The 26,797-nt window shown below is 66.4% G+C and carries 20 protein-coding genes and 1 pseudogene; 13 read left to right on the top strand and 8 right to left on the bottom strand.

From position 1 onward, the window contains the following. Window positions 1-102 precede the first annotated feature (102 nt). Entirely contained in the window at window positions 103-984 is an 882-nt protein-coding gene (locus METLW4_RS0111650; protein WP_018266391.1) for a helix-turn-helix transcriptional regulator, read from the bottom strand. Window positions 985-1,197: 213 nt separating this feature from the next. On the opposite strand from METLW4_RS0111650, the gene modA reads away from it, so the two are divergent. Both modA and METLW4_RS0111640 read left to right on the top strand, forming a co-directional pair. After that, complete coding sequence (gene modA / locus METLW4_RS0111645) at window positions 1,198-1,998, top strand: molybdate ABC transporter substrate-binding protein (protein WP_018266390.1); 801 nt, start codon at window positions 1,198-1,200, stop codon at window positions 1,996-1,998. Between the two features lie 53 nt (window positions 1,999-2,051). Then, window positions 2,052-3,575: a TldD/PmbA family protein gene (locus METLW4_RS0111640; RefSeq protein WP_018266389.1), complete on the top strand. Its 1,524-nt coding sequence runs from the start codon at window positions 2,052-2,054 to the stop codon at window positions 3,573-3,575. 161 nt (window positions 3,576-3,736) lie between these two features. Here METLW4_RS0111640 and METLW4_RS0111635 read toward each other — a convergent pair whose 3' ends face one another. The 4 genes from METLW4_RS0111635 to METLW4_RS27775 form a co-directional block, all read right to left on the bottom strand. Next, window positions 3,737-6,445, bottom strand: a complete 2,709-nt coding sequence (locus tag METLW4_RS0111635) for a TonB-dependent receptor domain-containing protein (protein ID WP_245258443.1) — start codon at window positions 6,443-6,445, stop codon at window positions 3,737-3,739. Between the two features lie 127 nt (window positions 6,446-6,572). Then, a complete protein-coding gene (locus tag METLW4_RS0111630; protein WP_026191447.1) occupies window positions 6,573-7,517 on the bottom strand; it encodes a FecR family protein in 945 nt (314 codons plus the stop codon). 88 nt (window positions 7,518-7,605) lie between these two features. Then, the gene (locus tag METLW4_RS0111625) at window positions 7,606-8,151 is read right to left on the bottom strand and encodes an RNA polymerase sigma factor (protein ID WP_018266386.1); all 546 of its coding nucleotides are present in this window, start codon (window positions 8,149-8,151) and stop codon (window positions 7,606-7,608) included. Window positions 8,152-8,238: 87 nt separating this feature from the next. Continuing rightward, on the bottom strand, window positions 8,239-8,610 hold the full coding sequence (locus METLW4_RS27775; RefSeq protein ID WP_157235074.1) for a hypothetical protein: 372 nt from the start codon (window positions 8,608-8,610) through the stop codon (window positions 8,239-8,241). A gap of 205 nt (window positions 8,611-8,815) precedes the next feature. Between METLW4_RS27775 and METLW4_RS0111615 the strand changes: the two genes are divergently transcribed. After that, a complete protein-coding gene (locus METLW4_RS0111615; protein WP_018266384.1) occupies window positions 8,816-10,147 on the top strand; it encodes a TldD/PmbA family protein in 1,332 nt (443 codons plus the stop codon). Window positions 10,148-10,165: 18 nt separating this feature from the next. Here the strand turns inward: METLW4_RS0111615 and METLW4_RS0111610 are convergent, their stop codons facing one another. Then, entirely contained in the window at window positions 10,166-12,697 is a 2,532-nt protein-coding gene (locus tag METLW4_RS0111610; RefSeq protein ID WP_018266383.1) for a tetratricopeptide repeat protein, read from the bottom strand. 254 nt (window positions 12,698-12,951) lie between these two features. Between METLW4_RS0111610 and METLW4_RS0111605 the strand changes: the two genes are divergently transcribed. The 5 genes from METLW4_RS0111605 to METLW4_RS0111585 all read left to right on the top strand — a co-directional run bounded on the left by METLW4_RS0111605 (window position 12,952) and on the right by METLW4_RS0111585 (window position 19,638). Next, window positions 12,952-14,562 (top strand): globin-coupled sensor protein, encoded by a 1,611-nt coding sequence (locus METLW4_RS0111605; protein WP_018266382.1) that lies wholly within the window; start codon window positions 12,952-12,954, stop codon window positions 14,560-14,562. A 325-nt stretch (window positions 14,563-14,887) separates the two neighbouring features. After that, on the top strand, window positions 14,888-17,665 hold the full coding sequence (locus tag METLW4_RS0111600) for a PAS domain S-box protein (RefSeq protein WP_245258442.1): 2,778 nt from the start codon (window positions 14,888-14,890) through the stop codon (window positions 17,663-17,665). Beyond that, the gene (fixJ, locus tag METLW4_RS0111595) at window positions 17,662-18,339 is read left to right on the top strand and encodes a response regulator FixJ (protein WP_018266380.1); all 678 of its coding nucleotides are present in this window, start codon (window positions 17,662-17,664) and stop codon (window positions 18,337-18,339) included. The genes METLW4_RS0111600 and fixJ overlap by 4 nt, the downstream gene beginning before the upstream one ends. Window positions 18,340-18,483: 144 nt before the next feature. Then, window positions 18,484-18,948 carry a hypothetical protein gene (locus METLW4_RS0111590; RefSeq protein WP_018266379.1) on the top strand — a complete coding sequence of 155 codons (465 nt, stop codon included), beginning with the start codon at window positions 18,484-18,486 and terminating at the stop codon, window positions 18,946-18,948. 93 nt (window positions 18,949-19,041) lie between these two features. Beyond that, window positions 19,042-19,638: a Yip1 family protein gene (locus METLW4_RS0111585; RefSeq protein WP_018266378.1), complete on the top strand. Its 597-nt coding sequence runs from the start codon at window positions 19,042-19,044 to the stop codon at window positions 19,636-19,638. 458 nt (window positions 19,639-20,096) lie between these two features. On the opposite strand, the gene METLW4_RS24695 is transcribed toward METLW4_RS0111585, so the two are convergent. Then, entirely contained in the window at window positions 20,097-20,921 is an 825-nt protein-coding gene (locus METLW4_RS24695; protein ID WP_157235072.1) for a DMP19 family protein, read from the bottom strand. A gap of 278 nt (window positions 20,922-21,199) precedes the next feature. Between METLW4_RS24695 and METLW4_RS0111575 the strand changes: the two genes are divergently transcribed. The 3 genes from METLW4_RS0111575 (at window position 21,200) to METLW4_RS0111565 (ending at window position 24,801) form a co-directional block, all read left to right on the top strand. Next, window positions 21,200-21,658 (top strand): YaiI/YqxD family protein, encoded by a 459-nt coding sequence (locus METLW4_RS0111575; RefSeq protein ID WP_018266376.1) that lies wholly within the window; start codon window positions 21,200-21,202, stop codon window positions 21,656-21,658. Between the two features lie 76 nt (window positions 21,659-21,734). Next, a complete protein-coding gene (gene mutL / locus METLW4_RS0111570) occupies window positions 21,735-23,582 on the top strand; it encodes a DNA mismatch repair endonuclease MutL (protein WP_018266375.1) in 1,848 nt (615 codons plus the stop codon). 148 nt (window positions 23,583-23,730) lie between these two features. After that, a complete protein-coding gene (locus METLW4_RS0111565; RefSeq protein ID WP_026191446.1) occupies window positions 23,731-24,801 on the top strand; it encodes a hypothetical protein in 1,071 nt (356 codons plus the stop codon). Between the two features lie 38 nt (window positions 24,802-24,839). On the opposite strand, the pseudogene METLW4_RS0111560 reads toward METLW4_RS0111565, so the two are convergent. Further along, a pseudogene (locus METLW4_RS0111560) lies at window positions 24,840-25,178 on the bottom strand (YidB family protein); the annotation flags it as partial. Window positions 25,179-25,387: 209 nt separating this feature from the next. On the opposite strand from METLW4_RS0111560, the gene METLW4_RS24690 reads away from it, so the two are divergent. Further along, the gene (locus METLW4_RS24690; protein ID WP_018266372.1) at window positions 25,388-25,879 is read left to right on the top strand and encodes a DUF4265 domain-containing protein; all 492 of its coding nucleotides are present in this window, start codon (window positions 25,388-25,390) and stop codon (window positions 25,877-25,879) included. A 138-nt stretch (window positions 25,880-26,017) separates the two neighbouring features. Further along, window positions 26,018-26,764, top strand: a complete 747-nt coding sequence (locus METLW4_RS0111550) for a YebC/PmpR family DNA-binding transcriptional regulator (RefSeq protein WP_018266371.1) — start codon at window positions 26,018-26,020, stop codon at window positions 26,762-26,764. The last annotated feature ends 33 nt before the right edge of the window (window positions 26,765-26,797 follow it).

Raw genomic sequence — 26,797 nt, 5'->3', positions numbered from 1 at the left:
CTTTGGCGATACAGCAATGCGGGCGCCAGCGCGCGCTCCGCCAGAGTCTTTGTTTTTGACGCGTCTCCAGCCGAACCGGCGGCCGCTGCGGCAGGAGACGCGCTAATCCGCGTTGAAGCGCACGGCGCCCGATTGCGAGATGTCATAGCCGCCGAGCCGCGCGGCGCGTTCCTGAAACGCCTCGCTCGCGCAAAAACGCATGAGCGTCTGCCAGGGCGGATCGAAATAGGCTTTGCGCCAGACCACGAGATCGAAGCGCTCGACGATTTGCGGCGCGAAATCGAGGCCGAACTGGCGCGCGCAGGCCTCGAGGCCGAGGCCGACGTCGGCGCCGCCGGCGGCGATGGCCGAGGCGAGATCGGTCTCCGAGCGCTCCACGGCGGGAACAAGGCGCAAATGCGCGCGCTTCATCCCCGCCTGCGCGAGCAGCTGGGTGAGCACGAGCTCGCTGCCGGCCTCGGGCTGGCGGGATTGGAAGGCGAGGTCGCGCACATCGGCGAGCCCGTCGATGCGGCGGGGGAGGCCCTTGCGAAACATCAGCCCGCGGCGGCGCTTGGCCCATTCCATGACGACGATCGGCTCGCCCGCGAGCCGTCTCTGCACCGTTTCGACGTTCCAGCCGTCCTCCGGCTCTGGAATATGCAGCCCGGCGGCGATGCAGCCGCCCGTGGCCGCGCGCTCCAGCCCGTCCAGCGCGCCGTCGAGCAGCGCCGCGACGCCGCAGCGCGATTCGCGCAGCGCCCATTCGAGCAGCGGATCATGGCCGCCGGCGACGACGAGCGGGCGCGCAGCCGCGCCTTCGCCGCGCGGAGCCCGGCCGCTCGCGCCCGCGGCCAGCCACTCCTCGATCTCGAGGCGCGGAAACAGCAGCTTTCCAGTGACGCGGCGCACCGGCAGCGCGCCTTCCGCGGCGAGGTCATAGACCTTGCGCTCCTTGACGCGCAGCAGCGCGGCGAGCTCCCGCGTGGTGAGAAATTCAGACATTGTGCGTTTTTTCCGAGACGCGGAAAATTAACATAGTCGACCTTCGTCGACAATCGCCCGCTCATCCCTGTCATTGCCCAGGGGGCGCGCTCCGGCGCTGGGCGTCATCTGTTATTCTTATGTGAAATCATGTGAAAGACTCACAAATAGGCAAAATATATGCATAAGTAAGACAAGGCTCACCTGTCGGGGCCGATCATCGGAGCAGTTCTCATGGTCAAAATGGCAAGTCTGGCGTTCGTCGCCGCTTTTCTCTCGCTGAATTTCACGCCCGCCTTCGCAGAGGCTCCTGCGGCCGATAAGGCGACCGGCTCCAAGACCGTGACCGTGTTCGCCGCGGCGAGCCTGAAAAATGCGCTGGACGAGGCCGCCGCCGCCTTCAAGAAAAAGGCGGGCGTCGAGGTCACCATCAGCTATGCGGCCTCCCTGCCGCTCGCCAAGCAGATCGAATCGGGCGCGCCGGCGGATATTTTCATTTCGGCCGACACCGCCTCCGCCGATTATCTCTCCTCCCGTGGGCTGCTGAAGGAGGGCTCGCGCGTCGATCTGCTCGGCAACAGCCTCGTCGTCATCGCGCCCAAGGTCGCCAGCACGAAGAAGATCACGCTGGACAAGGCCTCGCTGCTCGGCGCGCTCGGCGACAGCGGCCGCATCGCCACCGGCGATCCGGCCTCCGTGCCTGTGGGCAAATACGCCAAGGCGGCGCTGCAGAAGCTCGGCCTGTGGGAAGATTTGGAATCGCGTTTCGCCTTCGCCGAGAATGTGCGCGCCGCGCTTCTCTTCGTCGCGCGCGACGAGGCGCCGCTCGGCATCGTCTATCTGACCGACGCCTATTCGGATCCCAAGGTCTCGGTCGTCGCGACCTTCCCGGCCTCCTCGCATCCGCCGATCGTCTATCCCATCGCGCTGACCGCCTCCTCGACCAGCGACTCGGCGGCGAAATTCTTCGCCTTTCTGAAGGGACTGGAGGCCGCCGGCTTCTACAAGAAGCAGGGCTTCGCCGTTCTGCGCTGAATCGGCTTTCCCTCGCCGCCGCTCCCAGTCTATCCTTCGGCGGCGAGGGAACCATGACCGTAGCGCATAATCCCAAAGAGCTTTCGCGGACGGCCGCGCCGTTTCGCCTCGATCGCAACCTTCTCGCCGAGCTGGCGGAGGCGGCGTTGGCCGCAGCGCGCCGCGCTGGCGCGAGCTACGCCGACATACGCCTCGGCGAGACGCGCCGCCAATTCATCCAGGCCAAGGAAGAACGGCTCGACGAATTTTTCGAGAGCGCCAGCCCCGGCTTCGGCCTGCGCGTGCTCGTCGACGGCTGCTGGGGCTTTTACGGCGCGCGCTCGCTGGAGCGAGGCGCCCTGGCCGCGGCGGTGGAGCGCGCGATTCACAACGCCCGCGCCGTCGCGCCGATCCGCGTCACGCCCGTGCGGCTCGAGGAGACCGAGCCGCATGTCGCCGAATGGATCATGCCGCTCGGCGTCGATCCTTTCGCGGTCGATGCGCCCGTCAAGGTCGAGCGCCTCGTGGCGGTCAACGCCGCGGCGCTGGCGGCGGGCGCGGATTATTGCGTCTCCTCCTTCGCCTTCGCCACGGAGGAGCGGCTCTTCGCCGATAGCCGTGGCAGCCGCATCTTTCAGTCGCGCACACGCACGCAGCCCTCTTTCGAGGTCACGCTGATCGACAAGGCCTCCGGCCGTTTCGCGACGCGCGAGAGCCTCGCGCCGGCGCGCGCCGCCGGCTGGGATTATGCGCTCTCCTGCGATCTTCTCGGCGAGGCGCGTCAGGCGGTCGAGGATGCGCGCCAAAAGCTCTACGCCAAGCCTGTCGAGGCGGGCGTGACGGATGTGGTCATCGATCCCACCAATCTCTGGCTCACCATTCACGAGACGGTCGGCCATTCGACAGAGCTCGATCGCGCGCTCGGCTGGGAAGCGAATTTCGCCGGCACCTCTTTCGTCAAGCCGCATATGTTGAACAATCTGCGCTTCGGCAGCGAGCTGATGACGATCAAGGCCGATCGCTCGCAGGAGGGCGGGCTCGCCAGCATCGCCTTCGACGACGATGGCGCGCCGCGCGCGCGCGCGGAATTCGAGATCGTCTCCAAAGGCGTGTTTCGCAATTATCAAATGGCGATGGGACAGGCGCATCTCATCGGCGCAGAGCGCTCCAATGGCTGCGCCTATGCGGATGATCCGACCGCTTTCCCCATTCAGCGCATGCCCAATATCTCGCTCGCGCCCAATCCTGAGGCCTGCGCGCTCGAGGAGCTGATCGGCGGCGTCGAGAAGGGACTCTATATCGTCGGTGCGGGAAGCTGGAGCATCGACCAGCAGCGCGACAATTTCCAATTCGGCGGGCAGATGTTCTACGAGATAAGGGACGGCAAGCTCGGCGAGCCGGTGCGCGACGCGGCATATCAAGGCCGCACGGTTTCGTTCTGGAATTCGCTCGACGGACTCGGCGACGCCTCCACCTATCGGCTCTGCGGCACATTCACTTGCGGCAAGGCGGAGCCGATGCAGCTCGCGCCGGTCTCGCATGGAGCGCCGGCGGCGCGCTTCCGCGGCGTGACGGTGCTGAACACGGCGCGCGACTGAAGGCCCCCTCCCTCGCCCTCCCCCGCTGCGCGGGAGAGGGAAGGCGGCGAGGTGACGCGAACCATCGATGAAGCGCGAAAGCTGCTCCCTCTCCCGCGAAGCGGGGGAGGGCTGGGGAGGGGGCGCGCGCATCTTCGCCTTCTTCGACGCGCGCGCGACAGTCAGAATTTGAGCTTCACCCCTCCGATGAATGCGCGCGGCGAGCCGGCGATGATCGATGCGCCGGTCGAATTGGCGAGCAATATCGCCGGCGTTTGCACGGCGGTTCCCGTCATCAGCGTGTTGGTCAGCACATTGGCGCCGGCGACATAGGTGCGGTCGAAGAGATTCTTCACATCGAAATAGACCTCTATGTTCTTCACATAGCTGTCCTCTATGGCGCGGCTGTAATGCACGTTGAGATTGACGAGCCCATAGCCCGGGACCGACGTCAGATTGGCGTTGTCGATCGTGTAGGAGCTCTTGAACACATATTCGACGAAAGCGCCGAGCCCTTTGAGATCGCCGTCTGGAATGTCATAGCCGGCGCGGCTCGTCAGAGTATGCGTCGGCACATTGGGGATGCGATTACCGGCGCGATTATAGGAGACGGTGGATGAGAGATTGTCCCAGAAATTGGTGAAATACTGGTCGTTATAAGCATAGGCCGCGATGAGGCGCCAACCGTCGAAGGGTCGCCAATCGACGCTCGCCTCGACGCCGCGATGAATCGAGGAGGGCGCATTGAGCTGATAGCTGACGAGTCCATTCGCCTGCGTGAGAATCTCGTTGCGGAACCATTCGTGATAGAGCGTGACGCTCGCCGTCAGATTTTTCGCCGGCGTCCAATCGACGCCGAGATCGACGCCCATATTGGTCTGCGCCTTCAGCGACGTATTATTGCCCGCGCCGGTCGGCGTATTGGTGAGATACATGAAGTTCGGCGTGCCATAGCCCGTCGCATAGCGCGCGCGGAACTGCCATTCCGGGCTGTAGCGATAGGTGAGCGAAGCCTCCGGCGCCGTGTTCCAATAGTCATTGTCGACGCCGATCTGCGTCGGCCGCGTCATGGTTCCATTATTGGCGTAATTATAGACGGTGTAGACGCCGGAGATTCTGTTCCAATTGGAGCTGAAGCCGATCGCCGCGGTTATCTGCGGCGTCAGCGCGATTTCTTCACGCGCGCGAAGGCCGATATTGGAGTGATTGGATTCGATATTGCCGACCGCGCCGCCGATCGCGCCGTAATTCCATACATTGGGAACCTGCGAATAGAGCGGATTGTCGCTCTTCAGAGCGTCATAGAAGAAGCCGAGATAATGCGTCGCCGGCAGGCCGAAGATCGCGCCATGATTGGTGATGTCGGTGGAGGCGCTGACGCCATAGGACGGACCGCGGATCGCCACCGGCCCGCCGAGACCGCCGAAAACGGCGGGGCCGACTTTCGGCGGCGGCCAGGTGCTGTTGATGTAATCGAGATAATCATAGGTGAATTGCGTGCGCCATGTCGTAGCGTTGTCGAAGTCGTGCTCATAGCGCAGGCCGACGATGTCGCGCATCACATGCCAATGCGTGCCGAGCTGCCAGACGCTCTGATTGACGAGCCCCGAGGCGCCGCTGGTGAAGGCGCCATTCGCCGGCACATAGAGATTGTTGCAGAAGGGAAGATTGGCGGGCGTCGCTATGCGGCAATCGACAGTCTTGCCATAGGGATTTTTGTAGAATTGCGTCAGCGAGCTGCGATTCATGAATTCCGCGAAGGAACTGCTGGCGAGAAATTTGAACGTCAGCCGATCGGTCGGAACTGGCGTCCATGTCGCCAGCACCTTGCCTTGATCGAACTCATGCGCGCCGCGGGCGAGATAGCCGTCGCCGCGCGTGTCGGAGCCGAAGATCGCAATGTCGAAATCGCCGAGATCGCGATCCGTGATCTTTTTTCCGGCGCGCAGATAATTGTTGAAATAGCCGAAGCTGCCGAATTCCGATCCGGTCTCGACGCCGTCGATCTCCTTGCCGGTCAGGCTGCGGAAATTGATCGCGCCGCCATAGGCGTAATTGCCGAACATAGCGGAGGAGGGACCGCGATAGACATCGACGCCGGAGAAGGAATGCGGGTCCAGCATGTCGGTGCGGCCATTGCCGTCCGCGGTGACGATGGGAAATCCATCCTCATAGAGCATGATATTGCGGACGGTGAAAGGATAGGTCATGCCGAGCCGATTGCCGGAGCCGCGGATCGACGGCATCAGCTCGCGCGGCATCGTGCCTTGCGAGATGGAGACGCCGGGACTGTATTGCAGCATGTCTTGCACTGTCTGCATCGGCGTCGTTTCGAGGAATTTGTGATCGACGGTCGTCACCGTCTGCCCGGGCGGATCGCGATAGATCGGCTGCTGCGCGCGCTCGGCGTCGAAGCCCGGCGCATTGGAGGCGCCGCTCGCGCGCTTCTGCTCCGCGCCGATGTCGATGGGCGGCAGCTCTTCGCCGCTGGCGTCGGTCATGGTTCCGCGCGCGGCCTGCGCGAGAATGATGGAGACGGAACGGCCATTCTCCGACAAGCGATAGGAGAGGCCGGTTCCAAAGAGCAGCCGGTCGAGCCCTTCGCGCACCGAATAGGCGCCGACGACGCCGCGCGTTCTCATCGCCTCGGTGAGGCCGACGTCGAAGACGATATGCAGGCCGCTGCGGTCCGCGAAAGCGTTGAGCGCCGTCTCCATGGCGCCGGCGGGAATGCGATAGTCGCGCAGCGCGCCGTCGCGCTCCTGCGGCGAGATGGAGGCCTGCGCGCTCGTCACCGGAGCCTCTGCGCCGAGCGTCATCGCGCTCAGCGCCAAGGCGATCGCCGTCGAACTCATATTCACGCCCTCGCCTGCCGACTTCTTCCTCGCCATGGCCATTTCGTCCCGCCGTCGCAACGCCCGCCATAGAGTTCGGGCTCTCGGGAACAGGACGCGGCAGGCGGAAAAAGCGGAACCTCCGTCGCGCGAAAAAATTCGCGGGCCGATGAAGCGTTCAAATTCAATACAGCAGGATCAGATAGCGGGTGACATGGATGGCGCGCAGGCCGAGCGAGGCCTCTATCTCCGCCAAGGATTGCAGCGCGTCCTCCTCTGCGCCGAAGACGCCGGAGATGCGCCGCGCGCAGATCGCGCGATCGACGCAATAGATATAGCCGCGATGATAGCGGCCGAGCGCGGCGAGCACATCGCCGAGCGGCTGCCGATTGACGATGAGCTTGCCGCGTCGCCAGGCGGTCGCCATGTCGATATCGACGCTCATCGGCGCATGCGCCGGCGCATCGCGTTCGAATGCGGTCTGCTGGCCTTCCTCGACGATGGTGGTCTTGCCGCCGCTGGCGACGCCGACGCGATGTTCCGTCACAGTGACGCGCGCGCCGCCTCTTTCCAGCGCGACGTCGAAAGCGGTGCCGAGCGCCGTCACGCGGCCCTCGCCGGCCTCGACGACAAAGGGGCGCGAAGCGTCGGGCGCGACGTCGAACCAGGCTTCGCCGGAAAGGAGCCGGAGCCGTCGCTCGCCCGCCGAATAGCGCAAGGCGATGGCGGAGCGCGAGTCGAGCAGGGCATGCGAGCCGTCGTCCAGCGTCACCAGGCGCTTCTCGCCGACGCCGGTGATGTGATCGGCCTCGAGCCGCAGGACGATCTCGTCATAAGAGGCGAAGACCGCGACCGCCGCCGCCGCGGCGAAGGCGAGGGCCGCGGCTCTCATCCCGCGCGCGGCGCGCGGCGTCGGCCGCATGCGGCGAGCCGGGCTCATGCCGGCGAGATGGCCGTACATATGCAGCACCTCGTCGAAGGCGGCGGCGTTGGCCGGCTCGGCGCGCCACGCCTCGAAGGCGGCCGTCTCCTCCGCCGAGAGCCGTCCCTCGCGCTGGCGCACGAACCATTCGATCGCGGCGTCCCCGGCTTCGTCCGGCGCGGGTTCTGTCGCCTTGTCTGCGGTCATCTCTCCATCCGTCCTCGCGGCGCCGCGCGGCCCGATGCTATAGATGACGCGGCGCCGGCGCGAGACGGAACCTCGAAGCGGGAAAAAATCACTCGGTCTCGCTCCGCAGCGCAGCGCGGCAGGCGCGCAGCGCGACGCTGACATGCTTGCGCGCCATGCGGTCGGATATGTCCATCCGCCGCGCCACCTCGGCGAGCGGAACGTCATGATAGATGTGCAGCTCGAAGGCCTCGCGGCAGCGCGGCGGCAATGTCGCCATGGCCGCTTTCAGCAGCGCCGAGCGCCGCTCATAGTCGAGCCGCTCCTCGATCGGCGTTTCCGGCGCCGGCGGGTCGATCACATAGTCGCCGAATTGGAGACGACCCTCCTCAGTCTTGCGGCGGCGGGCGAAATCGCGGGCCAGATTGACCGCGATCTGCTTGAGAAAGGCCGGCGGGTCCTCGATGGTCTCGGGCCGATCATGGCGGACCATGCGCAGGAACGTCTCCTGCAGCAGATCCGGCGCATCGACGGCGCCGACCTTGCGCACGAGAAAGCCGAAGAGATCGCGCTTATGGGCGAGAAACAGCTCGCGGAGCCGCCACGGTTTGGCGTCCGCAGGCCGATCGCCGCGCGACGAGATCGATCGAGACAAAGTGGAACGCCCTGGCTGGCGCGCGAGCGCGATTGATCCGAAAGGTCGAGGCCGGCCGCTCGCCCGAGGGGCGGCGGCATTCGATTTTCAGACCGATGGCGGCGCGCGCGAGGACCATGAGCTCGCCCAGCCGAGCGGCGGCGCGCGCGGCGACAGCCCCCGCGCGCCTATGCTGGCCACCCCGTTCGGCGGCGGCAGGAGAGGCGCGGCGATGGGCGCGATGGCGGGCGGTTCTGCGCCTCGATCCGAGCACAGGACGCAATGATGCTCGCCGGCGTGATGGGCGAGGGGCGCTCCGTCGCCGTCGCGGGCGGCTGCGCAGAGCGCGTCGGCCGAGAGAGTGGGGGAGAGGCCGATGGCCCCATGCGCCCGCGCTGTCGCGCCGAGCAGGGCGATGGCCTGCAATAGGGCGAGAATCACCGTTGCGCAGGCGAGGAGCCGGCGCGCCGGGCGGCGCATGGAGGAGATTGTCCTCATCGGCGGCAAAAATAGGTCCGCTGGAATTCCCGGGTCAATGATCGGGCGCCGGCGCGGCCGAATATCGGAGCCGCTGTTGCGCGGCGGCCACAGTCGCGGCCGCGCCGGACGCTTTCGAATGGAGGACAACCATCTTATCATGCGACCGCCGGCCGCCGCCGGACCCGTCGAATGAGAAAGGCCGGCCATGTTCCTGACGCGAGACGACGCCCTCGCCCTCGCCGATCGTCTGCGGTCCCTGTCCGCGGCGGACTCCTGCGTGATCCATATCGAGGGCGAGGAGGCGCAGAGCCTGCGCTTCGCCGGCGGCGGCGTCACCACCAATGTCGCGACGGCGCATGTGAAAACGCGCATCGAGTCGCATGTCGGCGGCCGCGTCGGCTCGGTCTCGGTCGGCGGGCTCGATCGGGAGGCGCTCGCCCGCGCCGTGGCGCGCTCGGAGGAGATCGCGCGCCTGTTGCCGGCGGACCCTGAATTTCTGTCGCCGCTCGGCGCGCAGGTCTATTCTGAGAGCGCCCGCTATGACGAGGCGACCGGAGCGCTCGATCTCGCCTTTCTCGCCGAGGCGAGCGCGCGCGTCGTCGCCGAGGGAACGGCGCGGGGCGTGAACATGTTCGGCTGCGCGGCGGGGGGGCGCCGCTTCTCGGCGCTGGCCTCGAGCGCCGGACTCTTCGCCTATGATCGCGAGAGCTTCGTCGATCTCTCGACCACCGCGCGCCACAAGAGCGACGGCTGGTCCGGCTGGGCAGGCGCGCGGCATTTTTCGGTCGCGCAGCTCGATCCCGCCGACATCGGCCGCCGCGCCGCGCTGAAAGCGGCGCGCGACGAGGAGCCGCTCGATCTCGAGCCCGGCCGCTATACGGTGATATTGGAGCCGACAGCGGTGGGCGAGCTGGCGCAATGGCTGATGTGGATGCTGCGCGCCCGCCCGGCCGACGAGGGCCGTAGCTTCTTCTCGCGCGCCGGCGGCGGAACCAAGCTCGGCGAGGCTCTGTTCAGCGCCGATTTCTCGCTGCGCTCCGATCCGCGCGACCCGATCGCGCCAGAGGCGCCCTTCGGCGAGGAGGGCCTCGCGCAAGAGGCGCGGCTGTGGGTGGACAAGGGCGTGCTGAAGACGCTCGCGCGTCCGCGCTATTGGGCGCAGAAATCCGGCGCCGAGGCCATTCCCGCGGCGCATAATTTCACCGTCGCCGGCGGCGCGACGAGCCTCGAGGAGATGATCCGCGGCGTGCGGCGCGGCATATTGGTGACGCGCTTCTGGTACACCAATATGGTCGAGCCGCGCAGCCTGCTGCTCACCGGGCTGACGCGCGACGGCAATTTCCTCATCGAGAATGGCGCGGTCGTCGCGCCCGTGCGCAACATGCGCTTCAACGAGAATCTCCACGGCGCCTTCTCGCGCATAGCGGCGATCGGCGCGAGCGAGCGCGTGAAGACCGAGATGGGCGGCGCCGCGATCTCGGCCCCGCCCATGCTGATCGAAGGTTTCGAGTTCTCGTCGAAGTCGAGCGGGATTTGACCAGTCGTCAGCGAAAGCTCACGAGGCGTGCGGCGCCTCGTCATAGGATTTCTCTTCCACGATCAGAGAGCCGCAGGCGAGGTTGATGCGCTTCTTCAGCGCCGCGCGATGGTCGTTGCGCTGATAGACGCTGCGCGCCAGCGCGACGAATTGCGGGCCGAAATCGCTGCGCTTCTCGCAATTGCGAATATCGTCCTCTATGTTCCACAGCGCGAGATTGGTCTCCTCCAGCTCGCGCGCCAGCGCATCCAGCGCGCCGCCGACGAAGCCGCGCTCGTCGCGCAGTCCTTGCAGCAGAGCCAGCTCGCGCGCCACATTGGCGCGCTTTTCGGCGTCGGCGATCTTGCGCGCCTTGATCTCCAGAATCGTGATGCGATCGATCAGCTCGCCGACCGAGCCGGGGATGAGAATGGCGTCCGCTTCGGCCGGCCGCGCCTGTGGCGCCGCGAGGGCTTCCAGCTCGCGCGCGATGCGCGCGAAGACATCGCTCCAATCGCCGCGCTGCGCCTGACGGAACAGCCGCGCGCTGTGATACCAGGGGCTGTCCTCGCGCTCCAATTGCCAGCGCCATTCCGGCGCATGCTTGATCGCGATCCACACCGGCTTGCCGAGCGCGCCGGCGAGATGGGCGATGGATGTGTCGATCGTCACGACGAGATCGAGATTGGCGATCACCGCCGCCGTATCGACGAAGGCGTCGGCGCCGGCGTCGAAATCCTCGCCGAAGGACATGACGCGCATGGGCGCGTCGCGCAATTGATCGGCGCCGAAATTCTTCTGCAGGCTGTAGAGCCGCACGCCGGGAATGGCGCCGAGCGGCGCGAAAGCCGAGAGCGGCGCGGCGCGCGCATGGTCGGAGCGCGAATGCGCGCTGCCTTGCCAGGCGATGCCGACCTTCAATCCTTCGCCCGAGAGACGCTCGCGCCACAGCGCCACGCGTTCCGGCTCCGCAGAAAGATAGGAGCCGCCCGGTATCGTCTCCGCGCGCGTGCCGAAGGCGTGCGGCAGGCTGCACAGAGTGACGCAATAATCATAGGCCGCATCCTGCGCCGGAGCGGCGATGATCTCGACGCTCTCGCCGAGGCCGCGCATCAAGCGCTGCAGCGCGGGGCGGCAATGATAGGCGACCTTCGCGCCCGCCCTCGCCAGCAAGGGCGCATAGCGGATGAATTGCAGCGCGTCGCCGAGGCCCGCCTCGTCGAGAATGAGGATGGATTTGCCGGCCAGCGGCTCGCCGCGCCATTCCGGCCAGCGATAGGCGATCTCGGTCTTGGGGCGGTCGTCGAGCACCCAGCGATGCTCGAAAAGATCGAGGCCCTGCTCGAACTCGCCGTGCAGCAGCAGCAGCGTGCCCTTATTGGCTTTCGTCTCCGCATGGCGCGGATCGATCTCGAGCGCGCGGTCGAATTCGACGCGCGCCTCCTCGAAGCGGCCGAGCTCCTTCAGCACGATGCCGCGGCCGCAATGCACGTCCGGCTCATTGTCGGCGAGGCGCAGCGCCGTGTCGAAAGAGGCGAGGGCGTTGTCGAGATCGGAGCGGCGCATCTCCACCATGCCGCGGCAGCGCCAGGCGAGCGCGAATGTCGGATCGGCGGCGATGGCGGCGAGCGCGCAAGCCTGCGCCTCCTCGAGCCGGCCGAGCTCGAACAGGCACATGCCGCGATTGGTGAGCAGCTTCGGGTCCTGCGGCGCGCGCGCGAGGGCTTCGTCGAATATTGCGAGCGCGGCGGCGTAGCGCTTGGTTTCGTGCAGCGCATTGGCCTTGGTCAGCAGCGCCGGAACATGGCCGGGCGCAAGGCTCAGCACAGTGTCGCAGAAGGAGACGGCCTCCTCGAAGAGGCGCAGAGCGACGAGCGCCGCGAGCGCGCCATCGGCGGCGTCGAGACAAGTGGGATCGAGCGCGAAGGCGCGCGCGAAGCAATCGAGCGCGTCCTCATGCCGCGCGAGCCGCGCGAGCGAAACGGCCTTGTTGCGCAGCGGCGCGGGATCGGCGGGCAGAAGCGCGATGGCGCGATCGTAATCTTCGATCGCGCGCGCATCCTCGCCGATCGCATGCAGCGACAGGCCGCGATTGGCGAAGCCCTGCGCATGGCCGGGCGCGCGCGCCAGCAATTGCCCATAGGCTTCGACAGCCTCGCCGCTGCGTCCCGTCATTTGCAGCGCGACGCCGTAATTCAGCCAGCCCTCGACATTGCCGGGATCGAGCTGCAGCGATCGCGCGTGATCGGCGATCGCGGCCTCCGGCCGTCCAGATTTTTGCAACGCCACCGCGCGACCGTAGAGCGCCTGCGCATGATCGGGCTCGATGGCGATCGCCTTGCCGAAATGATCGATCGCCGCTTCGTGCTGTCCGACCGAGACGCGGACGAGCCCGGCGAGATAGCTCGCGAAAGCATTTCGATCGACCAGCGCGCGGGATGCGTCGATTTTACGCAGCGCGGTCGTGAGGTCGTCCGCGCGCAGGCTCGCCATGAGATCGGCGAGCAATTCGCTCGCATCGGCGGGCCGCGGCGTCGCGGCCAGATGTCGTTTCTGCTGTTTCGATTTCAATGAGCTGGCCTCGACGCAGAGGGACGAAGCTTTCGACTAGCGAGGCGAGCTTGTCTCGGACTGACGTCCAATATTTTATAGACGTTATAATGTTGCGTGCGACAACACGGTGCGATGCAGCGATGAAATTGTGACGCGTTAGTAATGCCTAAACTTCCCGGATAGCTTAATCGTTACCGATCAGGATTCGCGAATCGATTCGCCTTTTCGGGGACGAGTCGTATTCGGCGTTTAACGAATTGCGGGAGCAAAAGATGGCCGAGCCTTCCAAGAGCAGCGCGTCTCTGAACGACAGTCTGGCGTTCATGGAGATGAACGAGGCGGCTCGCGGCGCCTTGCGCCAGGCCAAGCCAGTCATCGCGAAGGCTCTCGGCCCGGCTCTCGACGCATTTTACGACAAGGTTCGCGGCGACGCGAAATTACGCGGCTTCTTCTCCGACGAGCGCCATATGGCGGCGGCGAAAGCCGCGCAGATGCGTCATTGGTCGCAGATCACCGAGGCCGAGTTCGGCGTGGAATATGTGCGCATGGTGACGGCCGTCGGCCAGGCGCACGCCCGCATCGGCTTGGAGCCGAGCTTCTATATCTCCGCTTATGCGCTCATCACCGAGCGTCTGATTCAGGCCATTGTCGAGGATAATCTCTCGGGCTCCATGCTGGCCGGCAAGGCGCGCGTCGATCGCACCTCCCGCTGCGTCGCCGCGCTCGCCAAGGCCGTCTTCCTCGACATGAATCTCTCCGTGTCCGTCTATCTCGACGTGCTGCGCGAGGAGCGCCGCACCGCCGAGGCGCAGCGCGCCGACGCCGAGGCGCATCAGCGCCATGCGCTCGATGTGATGGCGAATGCGCTCGAGGAGCTCGCGCGCGGCGATCTGCAGCGGCGCGTCGTCGACAAGCTCGACGGCGGCTTCGACAAGATCAAGGAAGACTTCAACAACGCCGCCGCCAAGCTCGCCACCGCCTTCGCCGATGTGGGCGCCTCGGCGAGCGCGATCCGCTCTTCCAGCGTCGAGATCGCCAAGGCGTCCGACAATCTCGCGCGCCGCACCGAGGCGCAAGCCGCCAATCTCGAGGAGACGGCCGCCGCGCTCGAGGAGATCACTGCGACGGTGAACAAGACCGCCGACAGCACGCGCCATGCGAGCGAGGTCTTCGATGTGACGCGCTCCGACGCCGAGAAGGGCGGCGCCATTGTGCGCGACGCCGTGGAGGCGATGCGGCGCATCGAGAATTCGACGCGCGACATCGGCAAGATCATCGGCGTGATCGACGAGATCGCCTTTCAGACCAATCTTCTCGCGCTCAATGCCGGCGTCGAGGCGGCGCGCGCTGGCGAGGCGGGACGCGGCTTCGCCGTCGTCGCCTCGGAAGTGCGCGCGCTGGCGCAGCGCTCGGCGGAGGCGGCCAAGGAGATCAAGGCGCTGATCGCCGCCTCGACCTCGCAGGTCGAGAATGGCGTGGTGCTGGTGACGGAGACGGGCGCGGCGCTGGAGCGCATCGTCTCGCAGGTCGGCGAGGTGAGCCGCGTCGTGACCGACATCGCCGCCGGCTCGCGCGAGCAGGCGACGGGCCTCACCGAGGTCAATCGCGCTGTCGGCCAGCTCGACAGCATGACGCAGCAGAACGCCACAATGGTCGAGGAGACGACGGCGGCGAGCCACAGCCTCAGCCATGAGGCGGAAGAGCTCGCGAGCCTCATTTCCGTCTTCCGCATCGAGCGCGGCGAGGGCGCGCGTCCGGCGTCCGCTCCGCGCGCGAGCGAGCGGCGTGTCGAGGCTCCGGCTCCGGCGCGGCGGCGCGCCGCTTCCGCCGGCGGCCGCGGCGCCTCGGCTCCGGCCGCGGACGAGGGCTGGGAAGAGTTCTGATCGTTCGAATGCAGACAAAATATAGGCCGCTTCTTTCTCAATATGCGCCAGAGGATTGATCTGGCGCATATTTTTTTGCGCCGCTGGCATAGTAGAACAAAAGAGCGCGCTAAGTAGTTTCCACAGGAAGCCTGCCGGCCGCGCCTGTCTTACAAGCCACCGAATCCCTAAGCGAGGCGCGAGCTCTCGCCTCTTGAAGCGCGTCGTCGACGGCTCGAAGGCGACGTCCGCAAATCGCGCGGTCCGCAGCGGCGCCGTGGTGGGAAAGACCTTCCCGGCTCGGGCGCCTCATGACGCCCGCGTCTTGGAAGGGGAGAGGAAGTCGGTGGACGAGCAAGGCGACCAGCTTCAGGATATCGAGGATCTGCGTCGGCTTCTTCTCGAGGCCGGGCAGAGCCGCGAGCGTCTCGGAGCGCGAACGGCGCCGGCTGCGTCCTCCGCGCCCAGCGAGGGCGTCGAGCATTTCTGCCGTCGTCTGCTCGAGCAGATGCGCGAGGGCTCCATCGAGCTTTCGCCCGACGGCGTGATCCTGCATTGCAATCGCCAGTTTCGCGAGATGATCGGCCGCCCGGCGGCGCAGCTCATCGGCGACAGCATTCTCGATCATATCGCGCCCGATCAGGCCGAGCGTTTCGTCGCCTTTTTCGCGGCGCCGGAGGCGGCGAGCCGCGAGTTCGAGATTCGCCGCGCCGACGGCTCGCTGCTGTCGGCGAGCGTCGAGCTGGGCGCGCCGGCGGAGGATGCGCGGCCGCGCCTCGCCATCGTCACCGATCTCACCCAGATGAAATGGATGGAGCGCTCCTTCGCCGCCAATGAGGCGTTGCGCGAGCGCGAGAAATGGTCGCGGCTCGCCGTGGCCGCCGGCGGCGTCGGCATTTTCGACGTGGATCTTCTCACCGGGACGAGCCGCTTCTCCGTCACCATGCACGAGATTTTGGGATTGGCGCCGGATCAGACGCTCTGCTTCGCCGAGGCGGACGCCATGCTGGTCGAGGCGGACAAAGGCGATTTCGAGCGCAAGTTTCTCGAGGCCTGCGCGGGCGCCAAGAATGGCGAGTGGAGCCATGAGATGCGCATCAGGCGCATGGACGGCGCCTTGCGCTGGATCGCTCTCGCCGGACAATTCGAGTTCCGCCGCACTTCGCGCGGCGTCGTCGCGACGCGCGCGATCGGCGCGGCGATCGATGTGACCGACCGCCGCGAGATCGAGGATTCTCTGCGGCGCAGCAATGAGCGCCTGCGCCTCGCGCTCGCGGCCGGCGCGATCGGCAGCTGGGAATACGACGTCGCCGCCGACGTCACCGAGGCCGATCAGAAATATCGCGAGATCTATGGCTTTCCAGCAGATCAGCCGCTTTCGCCGGATGTGGTCTTCGCCATAGTGCATGAGGATGATGTCGCTTCGGTGCGCCAATCGGTGCGCTCGGCGATCGATCCGCATGGCGAGGGGCGCTATCAGGCGGAGTTTCGCATTCGCAGAAAGCGCGACGGCGCTCTGCGCTGGATCGCTTGTCGCGCGGAGGCCTTGGTCGAGAATGGCCGCACCGTGCGGCTCATTGGCGTCGTCAGCGACATCACCGAGAAAAAGGCGATCGAGGCCGAATTGCGCGAGAAGGCGCGGCTCGCCGATCAGCTCGCCGGCGTCGCCGCCTCCGTGCCCGGCCTCATCGCCTCTTATCGGCTCGGCCCGGACGGCAAGGCGTCGATGCCCTACGCCTCGCCCAATGTGGAAGACATTTACGGCATGGACGCCGAGACATTGCGGCAGGGCGTCGACGGCAAATTCGCGCGCGTTCATCCCGACGATCTTCCGCATGTTCTCGCCAGCATCGCCGAATCGGCGCGCTCGATGAGCGTATGGCGCGAGAGCTATCGCTATAATCATCCGCGCAAGGGCTGGATATGGGTGGATGCGCAGTCGAAGCCGACGCGCGAGCCCGATGGCGCGACTCTGTGGCACGGCTATCTGCAGGACGTCACCGAGCGCAAGCGCATAGAGCAGGCGCTGGTGGACAAGGAGGCGCGCCTCTACGCCACGGTGGAAGGCGCGCATGACGCCATTCTCACCGTCGATGAGAAAGGCGCGATCCAATCGCTCAACTCCGCCGCCGTGCGCATGTTCGGCTATGCGGAGGCGGAGGCGATCGGCGCGCATGTCGAGACCTTGGTGCCCGTGCGCCTCTTCGGCGGCCGCAAGGCCGGCGCCGGCGCCTGCTTCATGGACGGGCGGGAGTCGCTCGGCAATGTCGTGGAGACGCAGGGCCGTCGCAAGGACGGCGGCTTGTTTCCCGTCGATCTCGCGGTCAGCGAAGCCTCCTATCATGGATGCCGGCTCTATATCGCCTTCATCCGCGACCTCACCGAGCGGCGCAAGATCGAGGCGCGCATGCAGAAGCTGCACGCCGAGCGGCTGGATGCGGTGGGCGAGCTCGCGGCCGGCCTCGCGCATGAGCTCAATCAGCCGCTCTCGGCGACGGCCATCTATCTGAAGGCGGCGCGCCGCCTGCTGCAAATGCCGGTCGAGCAGCGCCCCGCCAATGTGGAGGACGCGCTCGACAACGCTGCGACGCAAATCGTGCGCGCCGGCCAGATCATCGCGCATCTGCGCGAGTTCATCTCGCGCGGCGAGCCGGACAAGACATTGCAGAATCTGCACGACATTCTCGATGAGGCGCATGAGCTCGTCATCGTCGAAGCCAAGCAGTCCAACATAAATGTCGTCTTGCGCCTCGACGCCGCCGATGATCGCATTCTCGCCGATCGTGTGCAGATCAAGCAGGTGCTGGTCAATCTCATGCGCAATGCGCGCGATGCGATGAGCGCCTCGCGCACGCGCAGGATGACGATCTCGACCGCGCTCTGCGGCCGCTCCATGGTGCGGCTCGACGTCGCCGACACGGGCGCCGGCCTCTCCGAGGAAGCGCGCGGGAGCCTCTTCGAGCCCTTTGCGACGACGAAGCCCAACGGCCTCGGCGTCGGCCTCACCATCGCGCGTTCGATCGTCGAGGCGCATTACGGAAAAATCTGGGCCGGTCCCAATAGCGACGGCGGCGCGACATTCAGCTTCACGCTGCCGCTGGCCGCGATGGAGGAGGAAGAGTGAGCGAGCCGACCGTGCATGTCATCGACGACGACGCCGCCGTGCGCGACGCGCTGCGCTTGCTGTTGCGAACCGAAGGCCATGAGGTGACGACGCATGGATCGGCGGTCGATTTTCTCGCCGGAGTCGATCGCGCCGCCACGGGCTGCATCGTCACCGACGTCCGCATGCCGGAGATGACCGGCATAGAGCTGCTGCTGAAGGTGAAGAACATGGGGCTGTCGCTGCCCGTGGTGGTGATCTCCGCCCATGCCGATGTGCCGCTCGCCGTGCAGGCGATGAAGGAGGGCGCGCTCGATCTTCTCGAGAAGCCCTTCACCGATGAATCGCTGCTCTCCGCCGTGCGTCAGGCGCTCGCTTATGACAGCGGCAAGCGCGCGCGCGATCTGCAGGCGCAGGAGATACAGCGCCGGCTCACCACGCTGACGAGCCGCGAGAACGAGGTGCTCGCCGCTCTGCTGCGCGGCCAGCCCAATAAGATCATCGCTCACGAGCTCGGCATCAGCGTGCGCACGGTGGAGGTGCATCGCGCCAATGTGATGGCCAAGATGCAGGCCGGCAGCCTGCCGGAGCTGGTGCGCATGTCGCTGGTGCAGGCGCCGCGGGCGGAGCGCGAGGCGGAGAGCCAGAGCGCGGAGACGGGCCAGCCCAATGGCGAGGCGACGAGCGAGAGATGACGCGGCGAGCGCCGGCTCTGCATTATCCATAAGTAGAAATTCACGAGATTTCACGCAGGCCTCGAAAGACCGGCGAGGCCGCATTTTGGAACGGACCCCACCGTGTTTCGATCGTCGATCCTCGACCCGCGACCAAGGGCCATATTGGTTTGCATCGCCGAGAGGCGCCATCCGCGCGAGCCGGACGCGCTCGAGACATCCGGCGCGCGGCTGCTGCGGCGATGGGAGGCCGCCGGCCTGCCGACAGTCTTCGTGGAGCGCGATCTCGCTCTGCAGCGGGCGGGCGCCGCCGTCGCGGGCGAGACTTCGCTGCGCGCCGAGGCGCCGTCGCTGCTGCGCGACGCCGGCTTTCTGCGGCTGTTCGAGGGCCTCGGCGGTCCGCTGCTGATTCTGCTCGGCGACGCGCTCGGCGATCTCGCTCTGGAGACCGCGATCGATGGATTTCTCGCCGGCCATCCGATCATAGTGGTGAAGGACGCCGCGCTCTTTCCGCAGGGCGCGGCGGAGGAGAGCGTCGCCGCGCGCGCCGCCGCTCTGCCGCTCCTCTCCTGCTTCGCGCGGCTGATGGGGGCGGAGGAGCTGGCGCGGGAGTGGACAGGCGACGACTGATCCCCTGCGATGGCGCAGCGCGCGCTTGTCTCGGCGCGCGCCTTGGGCCAGTCTCCCGCTGCGGCGCAATAGGGCGAGGCAGGGGAGTAGAGCATGGATATCAAGGAGCGGCTCCGGGACATTCTAGAGCGCGCCAAGCGCATCATATCGTCGCCCAAGACGGAGTGGGCGGCGATCGAGGCGGAGCAGACGACCGCGCTCGATCTCTATCGCAATTACATCCTCTATCTGGCGGCGGTGCCGGCCATCGCCAATTTCCTCGGCGGCTGGCTGTTCGGCTTCTCGCGCGGCTCCAATGTCGTGCATTACTCCTTTTTCACCGGCCTCATCCGCGCGGCGCTGCAATATGGGCTCGGCCTGCCGCTGCTCTATGGCGTGGCTCTGGTGATCTCGATGCTGGCGCCCAGCTTCGAGGGCAAGCGCGACGATCTGCGCGCGCTGAAGCTCATCGCCTATTCCTACACGCCCATCTGGCTCGCCGAAATATTCGGCCTCGTTCCGGGCCTGCGCTGGCTCGACGTGCTCGGCGTCTTCGCCGTTTACCTCTTCTATGTCGGTGTCTCGCGAATGATGCGCAGCAAGGAGGAATATTCGGACGTCTACACGGCGGCGGCCCTGGTGCTCGGCATTGCGACATCGTTTCTGCACGGGCTTATCGTCCATATGCTGGTCCCGACGCCGACCGTGTGAGGCGGGGGCGTTGCGCTCCCTCTAGAGTCATTCCGGTTCAGATCGAACCGGAATGACTCTCATCTCTTTGCTCGGTCGTGTTTTCTTCACGCGAACCGATGGTTCTGATGCGCGACGGCTTCCCAATAGGATTATCGTCCGGCCGCGCCGATGCGCCCGGCGTCTCGTGGCGGCGGGGGAGGAGGGCGGCTCGGGACGCTCCGACCCCTTTCGGCCGCAGCGTTCCACTATCTGAGGAACGCGCCCTTGCGTCAGCGGGAGCGAGGGAAGGGTAGGAATATGTTCAGGATGCGTCGAGGGCCGACATAGAAGCGATTTGGCTCTCGAGCCGAGGTGACGCCAGCGCATCGCCCGCTCGCGGGCGGTCGAATGCGCGATCCTCCTCGCCTCACGGCGTCCTCACGGAGCCAGGAACGAGGCGCCTTGTGTTGCGAGCCCCGTAAATTTGCGCCGGCCGCTCACGGCGCGTCGATCTCGCAAACGCGATCGGTTGTCGATCGGCCGCGGAACATGATGGCTTTACCGCCGGCGTCGACCATGTGGAAAAGGCCTTGATCTGTGAGGAAATACCAAGCGGTCGTCGGCGCGCCGGCGAATTCGCGCGTCGGATCGCCGGCTGTCACGCGGTCGAGCCGCTGGCCCGCCTTGGCGACCAGGGCGCGAATGAGCTTCATGTAGCGGGGCGCGGCGGCCTCGGCGGCGGCGACGCGCGCGGCGCGATCGGGAAGCTGCTCGCCGCGCCGCCGGACCTCCGCCGCTATGCGCTCCGCGCTCGCCGGCGCGAGGGCGGGATGCGCGCGGAGCCACGCGCGGTTGAGACCTCGCAAATCCTCTGTCTTGTCCAAACCGAAAAAGCGATCGTCTATCGCTTCGAGCACGGCGCGTTCGGCGCTCTTGCCGTAATCATGGATCGTCGTCGCGAGGAATTTCTTCAGCCGCGCCTCGCCCAGCGAATCGACGAGGCGGACCCCCTCCTCGAACAGCGAGAGATGCTTTTTCGCTCCGATCGCCGCCAGACCTTCGCGGATCAACCGCACCGAATCGACATGCCAGCGCGAATTGAGTACGAATTGCGGGAAGCCGCCATTCTCCATCTGCGCCAGATAATAATCGACCTCGTAGCTGCGCAGCGCCTCCTGCGACATTTCGTCGAAGCGAATATGTTGCGCCAACAAATCGTTGAGGAAATCGATATTGGCCTGGACGATGTCATAGTCTGGATCGGTGGAGTCGACCGCGCTCTCGTCGACGACGATTGCGTTTTTGTCGGTGATCGAAATCATTTTGCGCTCCGTCGCAACGATAGGGTGTGTCAAATTGGCGGCGCCGTTCTCAATGCGCGGATGCGCCTCGGCGCCAGCGCTCATTGATAAAAGGATGCCGGAATGAATCGCGAGATCACGAAGCCATCCTTGCATAAATGTGTCTCCAGCAGCCTATTCTAGCTCGAATTCGAGATCGTCGCACATCTTCGCCGCTGGATGCTTCAAGAAAATCGCAGAGTGAACGGGAATGTTCTCCGATCGGGCGACGGCCGCCGCCCGATCGGCTAGAATGCGTCATGACGATCAAAATCTACATCGACGGCGACGCATGCCCTGTGAAAGACGAGACCTATAAGGTCGCGTCTCGCTATGGGTTGCAGACTTTCGTCGTCTCCAACAGCTTCATGCAAATTCCGCGATCGCCGCTGATCTCGAGGATCATCGTCGAGGCGGGGGCCGACGCGGCGGATGATTGGATCGCCGAGCAGGTCGCCGCCGGAGATGTGGTCGTCACCGCCGATATTCCTTTGGCCGCGCGTGTATTGGCGAAGGACGCGCACGCCATCGCGCCCTATGGCCGCGCCTTCACCAAGGATTCGATCGGTCTGGCGCTCGCGCAGCGCTCGCTCATGGAGCATATACGCTCGACGGGCGAGGCCACCGGCGGGCCGCCGCCGTTTTCTTCGGCCGCCCGGTCGCAGTTCCTTCAGGCCCTGGACCAGGCCATCGCCAGAGAGCAGAGGCGGCGGCGATAGGCCGGCGCCCGCCCCATTTCACCGAATCGCTCCCCTCCTATAGATTGCCGCGCTCCATTCACCGCCGGCTCCCTTCATGCGCGTTCGCCGTCTCGATCCCATTCTCGTCGATCGCATCGCCGCCGGCGAGGTGATCGAGCGGCCGGCCTCCGCCGTCAAGGAGCTGGTCGAGAATGCGCTCGACGCCGGCGCCTCGCGCATCGACGTCGCCATAGAGGCGGGCGGGCGGCGGCTCATTCGCGTGATCGACGATGGCTGTGGGATGAGCGCCGAGGATTTGGCGCTCGCCGTCGAGCGTCACGCCACCTCGAAAATCCCCGATGGCGATCTGACCGCCATAGCGACGCTCGGCTTTCGCGGCGAGGCGCTGCCCTCCATCGCCGCCGTCGCCGATCTGACGATCGACGCGCGCGCCGCCGGCGCCGAGGTCGGCGCGCAGATCAGGGTGGAGGCGGGCGAGAAGCGCGGGCTCAAGCCCAGCAATTGGCCCAAGGGCGCGCGGGTGGAGGCGCGCGATCTCTTCGCGGCGACGCCGGCGCGGCTCAAATTTTTGAAAACTGAGCGGGCGGAGACGGCGGCGGTCGCCGATGTGGTCAAACGGCTGGCCATGGCCAATCCGGCCGTGCGCTTCTCCTTCGCGACGGATATGGGCGCTTCTTTCGATTATCCCGCCTGCGGTGACTCCGAGGAGGGGCGGGCGCGGCGCATCGCCCAGGCGCTGGGGACGGAATTCGCCGATAATGCGATCGCGCTGCATGCGGAGCGCGAGGCGTTTCGCCTCGAGGGGCTCGCCGGCCTGCCGACCTTTCATCGCGCCAATGCGCTGATGCAATATGTCTATGTGAACGGCCGCCCGGTGCGCGACAGACTGTTCTCCGGGGCGATACGCGCCGCTTATCTCGATTTTCTCTCGCATGACCGCCATCCGGCGCTGGCGCTGTTCTTGGAATGCGATCCGCGCGTCGTCGATGTGAATGTCCATCCGGCCAAGGCGGAGGTGCGCTTTTCCGATCCCGGCCGCGCGCGCGGCCTCGTGGTGGGCGCGCTGAAGGAGGCGCTGGCCTCGGCGCTCCATCGCAGCGCCGACACGCCGGCCCGCGCGGCGCTGGATGTGCTGGCCGAGCGGGCCAGAACGGCGCCCGGGCGGGATTGGTCGCCCACGTCCGGCGGCGGCTTCTCTTCCTTCGGCGGCCCGCCGCGCAGCCGACCGCTAGACTGGGATTTGCGCCGCTCGCCCAGCGCTCCGGCCGGCTTCGCGGAGCCGCCGCAAGCGGCTTTCGACGTCGGCCCGCCGGCGGCCGACTCGCGGCCCGCCGCCGCGCCGCCCGTGGCCGCCGCTGTGGAAAACCCGCTCGGCGCGGCGCGGGCGCAGCTGCACGAGACTTATATCGTCGCGCAGACCAAGGACGGGCTGGTCATCGTCGATCAGCACGCCGCGCATGAGCGGCTCGTCTATGAGAAATTGAAGGCGCAGCGGGAGGCGGAGGGCGTCGCCCGCCAACTGCTGCTGGTTCCGCGCGTCGTCGAGCTGGATGCGACGCGGCTCGACGCGCTGCTGTCGGCGCAGGAGGAGCTGTCCGCCCTCGGCCTGGCGCTGGAGCCCTTCGGCCCGGGCGCCGCGCTGGTGCGGGAGACGCCGGCGGCGCTCGGCGACATAGATGTCGGACGGCTCGTCGAGGATATCGCCGATCTCCTCGCCGAGGAGGGCGACGCGCGTGGGTTGACGCGGCGGCTCGATGCGCTTTTGTCGCGCGTCGCCTGTCATCATTCGGTGCGCGCCGGCCGCCGGCTGACGGCGGAGGAGATGAACGCCCTGCTGCGCGAGATGGAGAAAACGCCGGGCGCCGGCCAGTGCAATCACGGCCGGCCGACCTATGTGGAGCTGAAGCTCGCCGACATAGAGAAGCTGTTCGGGCGCGGCTGAGGGGCGGAAGACGCGGAAAAACCCTTAAGTCCGGGCGCGGCCGAGCGCTTTGATTTCAGGGCGGCGACGTGGCATTGTCGCGGCGCGACATTCGGCCCTCCCGAAGGGAAATGACAGCGCCCGAGCCAGAGCGAAGGAACGCCGCGCCTTGATCGAACAAGCGATGTTTTTCGCGCTCGGGTTCCTCGCGGCCGGGCTGTTCACGCTGATGTTCCTGCCCGCCTTCTGGCGGCGGGCCATGCGTCTGTCGTTGCGCCGGCTGAATATGCTGACGCCGCTCTCGATCGAGAAAATGGTGGCGGAGCGCGATCTGCTGCGCGGCGAGCTGGCCGTGCGCTATCGCCGGCTCGAGCAGCAGATGGCGGCGGTCCGCTCCACCAAGACGCAGGACATGGTCGAGATCGGCCGCAACGCCGCCCGCGTCGCGCAGCTCGACGGCGCGTTGACGCAGGCTCTCGCCCGCGGCGATGAATTCGAGCGCAAGTTCAATGAGACCAGCGGCTTCCTCGAGGAACGCACGGCGCTGCTGCAATCGACGGAAACCGCGCTGCACGACATGACCGATCGCGTCGAGACGCTGATCTATAATCTGCGCAATGTGGAGATGGACAAGGAGCAGCTCGCCCGCCTCAGCCAGGAGAGCCGCGCCGAGGTCGCGACCCATGAGTCGAGCATCGCCAGCCTGCATGTGCAGAACGCCGAGCTGCGCCAGCGGCTGGAGGCGCTGCAGACGGAATTCGCCGCCGCCTCCGCCGTGGCGGAGCGCCTCTCCGCCGTCGACGGCGTGCTGGCGCGCACGACGCGCGAGCTCGACGCCGCCGTGCTGGAGACCGCCGATCTGAAAAAGGATCTCGACGAGACCCGCGCGCGGCTGGCGGCGCTGGAGCACAGCTCCTCGGCCGAGATCGCGCATCTCGAGGCGGCTCTGCGCGTCGCCCGCGCCGAGGAGCGCGACCATGCCGACCGGCTGGAGGCCGCGCGTTCCGACAATGCGCTGCTGCAAGGGACGATGGACGCGCTGCGCAAGGAGCACGCGAGCCTGCGCGAGACGATCGCCGCGACGGCGCCGGCGGCGGCGCCCGCCGAGGCGGCGGCGACCGGCGACCGCGAGGTGCTGGTGCTGCGTCAGGCGATCGTCGATCTCGGCGTGCGAATGGCGGAGATCGCCGCGGCCACCGCCGCCGATGCGGGCGAGGCCGCCCAGTCGAAGCGGGCCTGAGCGGGGCTTTCGCGGCCCCGCTCGGCTTTTCCGAGCATTCAGTGCTGCGGCGGCAGCTTGCCTTCCGGCGTCGCCTTGTCGACGACCTTGGGCAAATATTCGGCCAGCGCCGCCGAGACCTTGTCCAGCGGAATGCCGAATTTATTGCCGAGCTCCTTCACGCGATCGGAGCCGAGCGTCTGCTGCACCTGCTCCGCGGAGATGGGCAGATTGGGGCCGGTGCCGACCCAGGACTTCACCTTCTCGCCATAGCCGCTCTTCTCGAAGTCCTTGATGACATTCTCCAATCCGCCGCGCTTTTCGATATAGCCGTTGATCAGAGAGGCGAGCTCGACGCCGATCGCGCCGCCGATGATTCCGTCCAGCAGACCCATTTTTCGTCCTCCTTGGCAAAAGCCGGAGCGCCGCGACCCCGAGGGGCCACGGCGACGCTGCTCACTTAGGGCGCGCCCCGGCCGCGTCGATACGGCGCGACGCCGCGAAGGGGCGGGACGATGGCCGCAGCCGACGAATTGACGCGGAGGCCTCGGCTCGGCTAGGGTTTTTGCCTATCTTCCGAGATTTGCATTTCAGGGAAGGGGCGCGGGTGGAAAGCAAGCCGAAAGTCTTGTTTCCGCTGGACCCCGAGGATTGGCACGGCCATGCGTCGGAAACGCTCTGGGCCGAGCCGGTCGAGGGAAGCGAGTGGACGCGGTTTCGGCTGCTGAATTCTCCCTATTTCGTGACCGGCGTGTCGTTCCGCGACATTGTGATCGCCGTCCCCAGGGCTGATGGCCGGCTTTTCGATTTCAAAGGCTTGGCGAGGAGCGGCGGCCATTCGACCTATATGCTGCTGATCGACGGCGAGGAGGTTCTGGCCGGCTCCGACTGGCGGCTGCTCAAGGCGATGGGCTGCTCCTACGAGAGCATGCATATGGACCTCAATGTCGGGCGCAAGCTGCTGCTGAGCGTCGATATTCCAGACAGTGTCGATATCGCCGCCGCGCATGCGATCATCGCGGCGGGCGAGTCCAAAGGCTTCTGGCTCTATCAGATCGGCTCCACCACTTTCGAGGACGAGACGCGGCTGCTCTCCTGAGCGGCGACGGTCGAGCGGCGAAAGCGCGAGGCCGCGTTTTCACGCTGCTTCGCCTTCCTTTATTTCCGCGCGGGGCCGGCGTATATGACGCGGCGAAGCCCCGCGGGGCAGGAAAGCGGAATTTCAAGGGCCGGGACGATGGCGGGACATAGTCAGTTCAAGAACATCATGCATAAGAAGGGCAAGCAGGACGCGATCCGCTCCAAGCTCTTCTCCAAGCTCGCCCGCGAAATCACCGTCGCCGCCAAAATGGGCCTGCCCGACCCCAATATGAACGCCCGCCTGCGCGCCGCCGTGCTCGCGGCCCGCGCCGAGAACATGCCCAAGGACAATATCGAGCGCGCCATCAAAAAGGCCTCGGGCGCCGACGCCGAGAATTACGACGAGGTGCGCTACGAGGGCTATGCGCCGGGCGGCGTCGCCGTCATCATCGAGGCGCTGACCGACAATCGCAATCGCACCGCTGGCGAGGTTCGCTCCTATTTCACCAAGGCGGGCGGCGCGCTGGCGGAGACGGGCGCCGTCTCCTTCATGTTCGATCGCGTCGGCCTCATCGAGTTTCCGCGCAAGGCGGCCTCCGAGGACGCGATCATGGAAGCGGCGATCGAGGCGGGAGCCGAAGACGTCTCCTCTGGCGAGGAGACGCATGAGATCATCACCTCGCTCGAGGGCCTGCGCGACGTCGCCAAGGCGCTGGAGGCCAAGTTCGGCGAGCCGAAAAAGGCCGCGCTGGTGTGGCGGCCGCAGAATTCCGTCGCCGTCGACGATGAGGCGGGCGAGAAAATCCTCAAGCTGATCGGCGCCCTCGAGGACAATGACGACGTGCAGAACGTCTACGCCAATTTCGAGGTGTCGGACGCTCTGGTCGCCAAGCTGTCGGGCTGACGGGCTCTCGGGCCGACGAGCTCTCGCGCCGAG

The organism is Methylosinus sp. LW4 (assembly GCF_000379125.1).
In the GTDB taxonomy this organism is placed as follows: Bacteria; Pseudomonadota; Alphaproteobacteria; order Rhizobiales; family Beijerinckiaceae; genus Methylosinus.
This window is presented reverse-complemented; position numbering and strand designations above follow the sequence as displayed.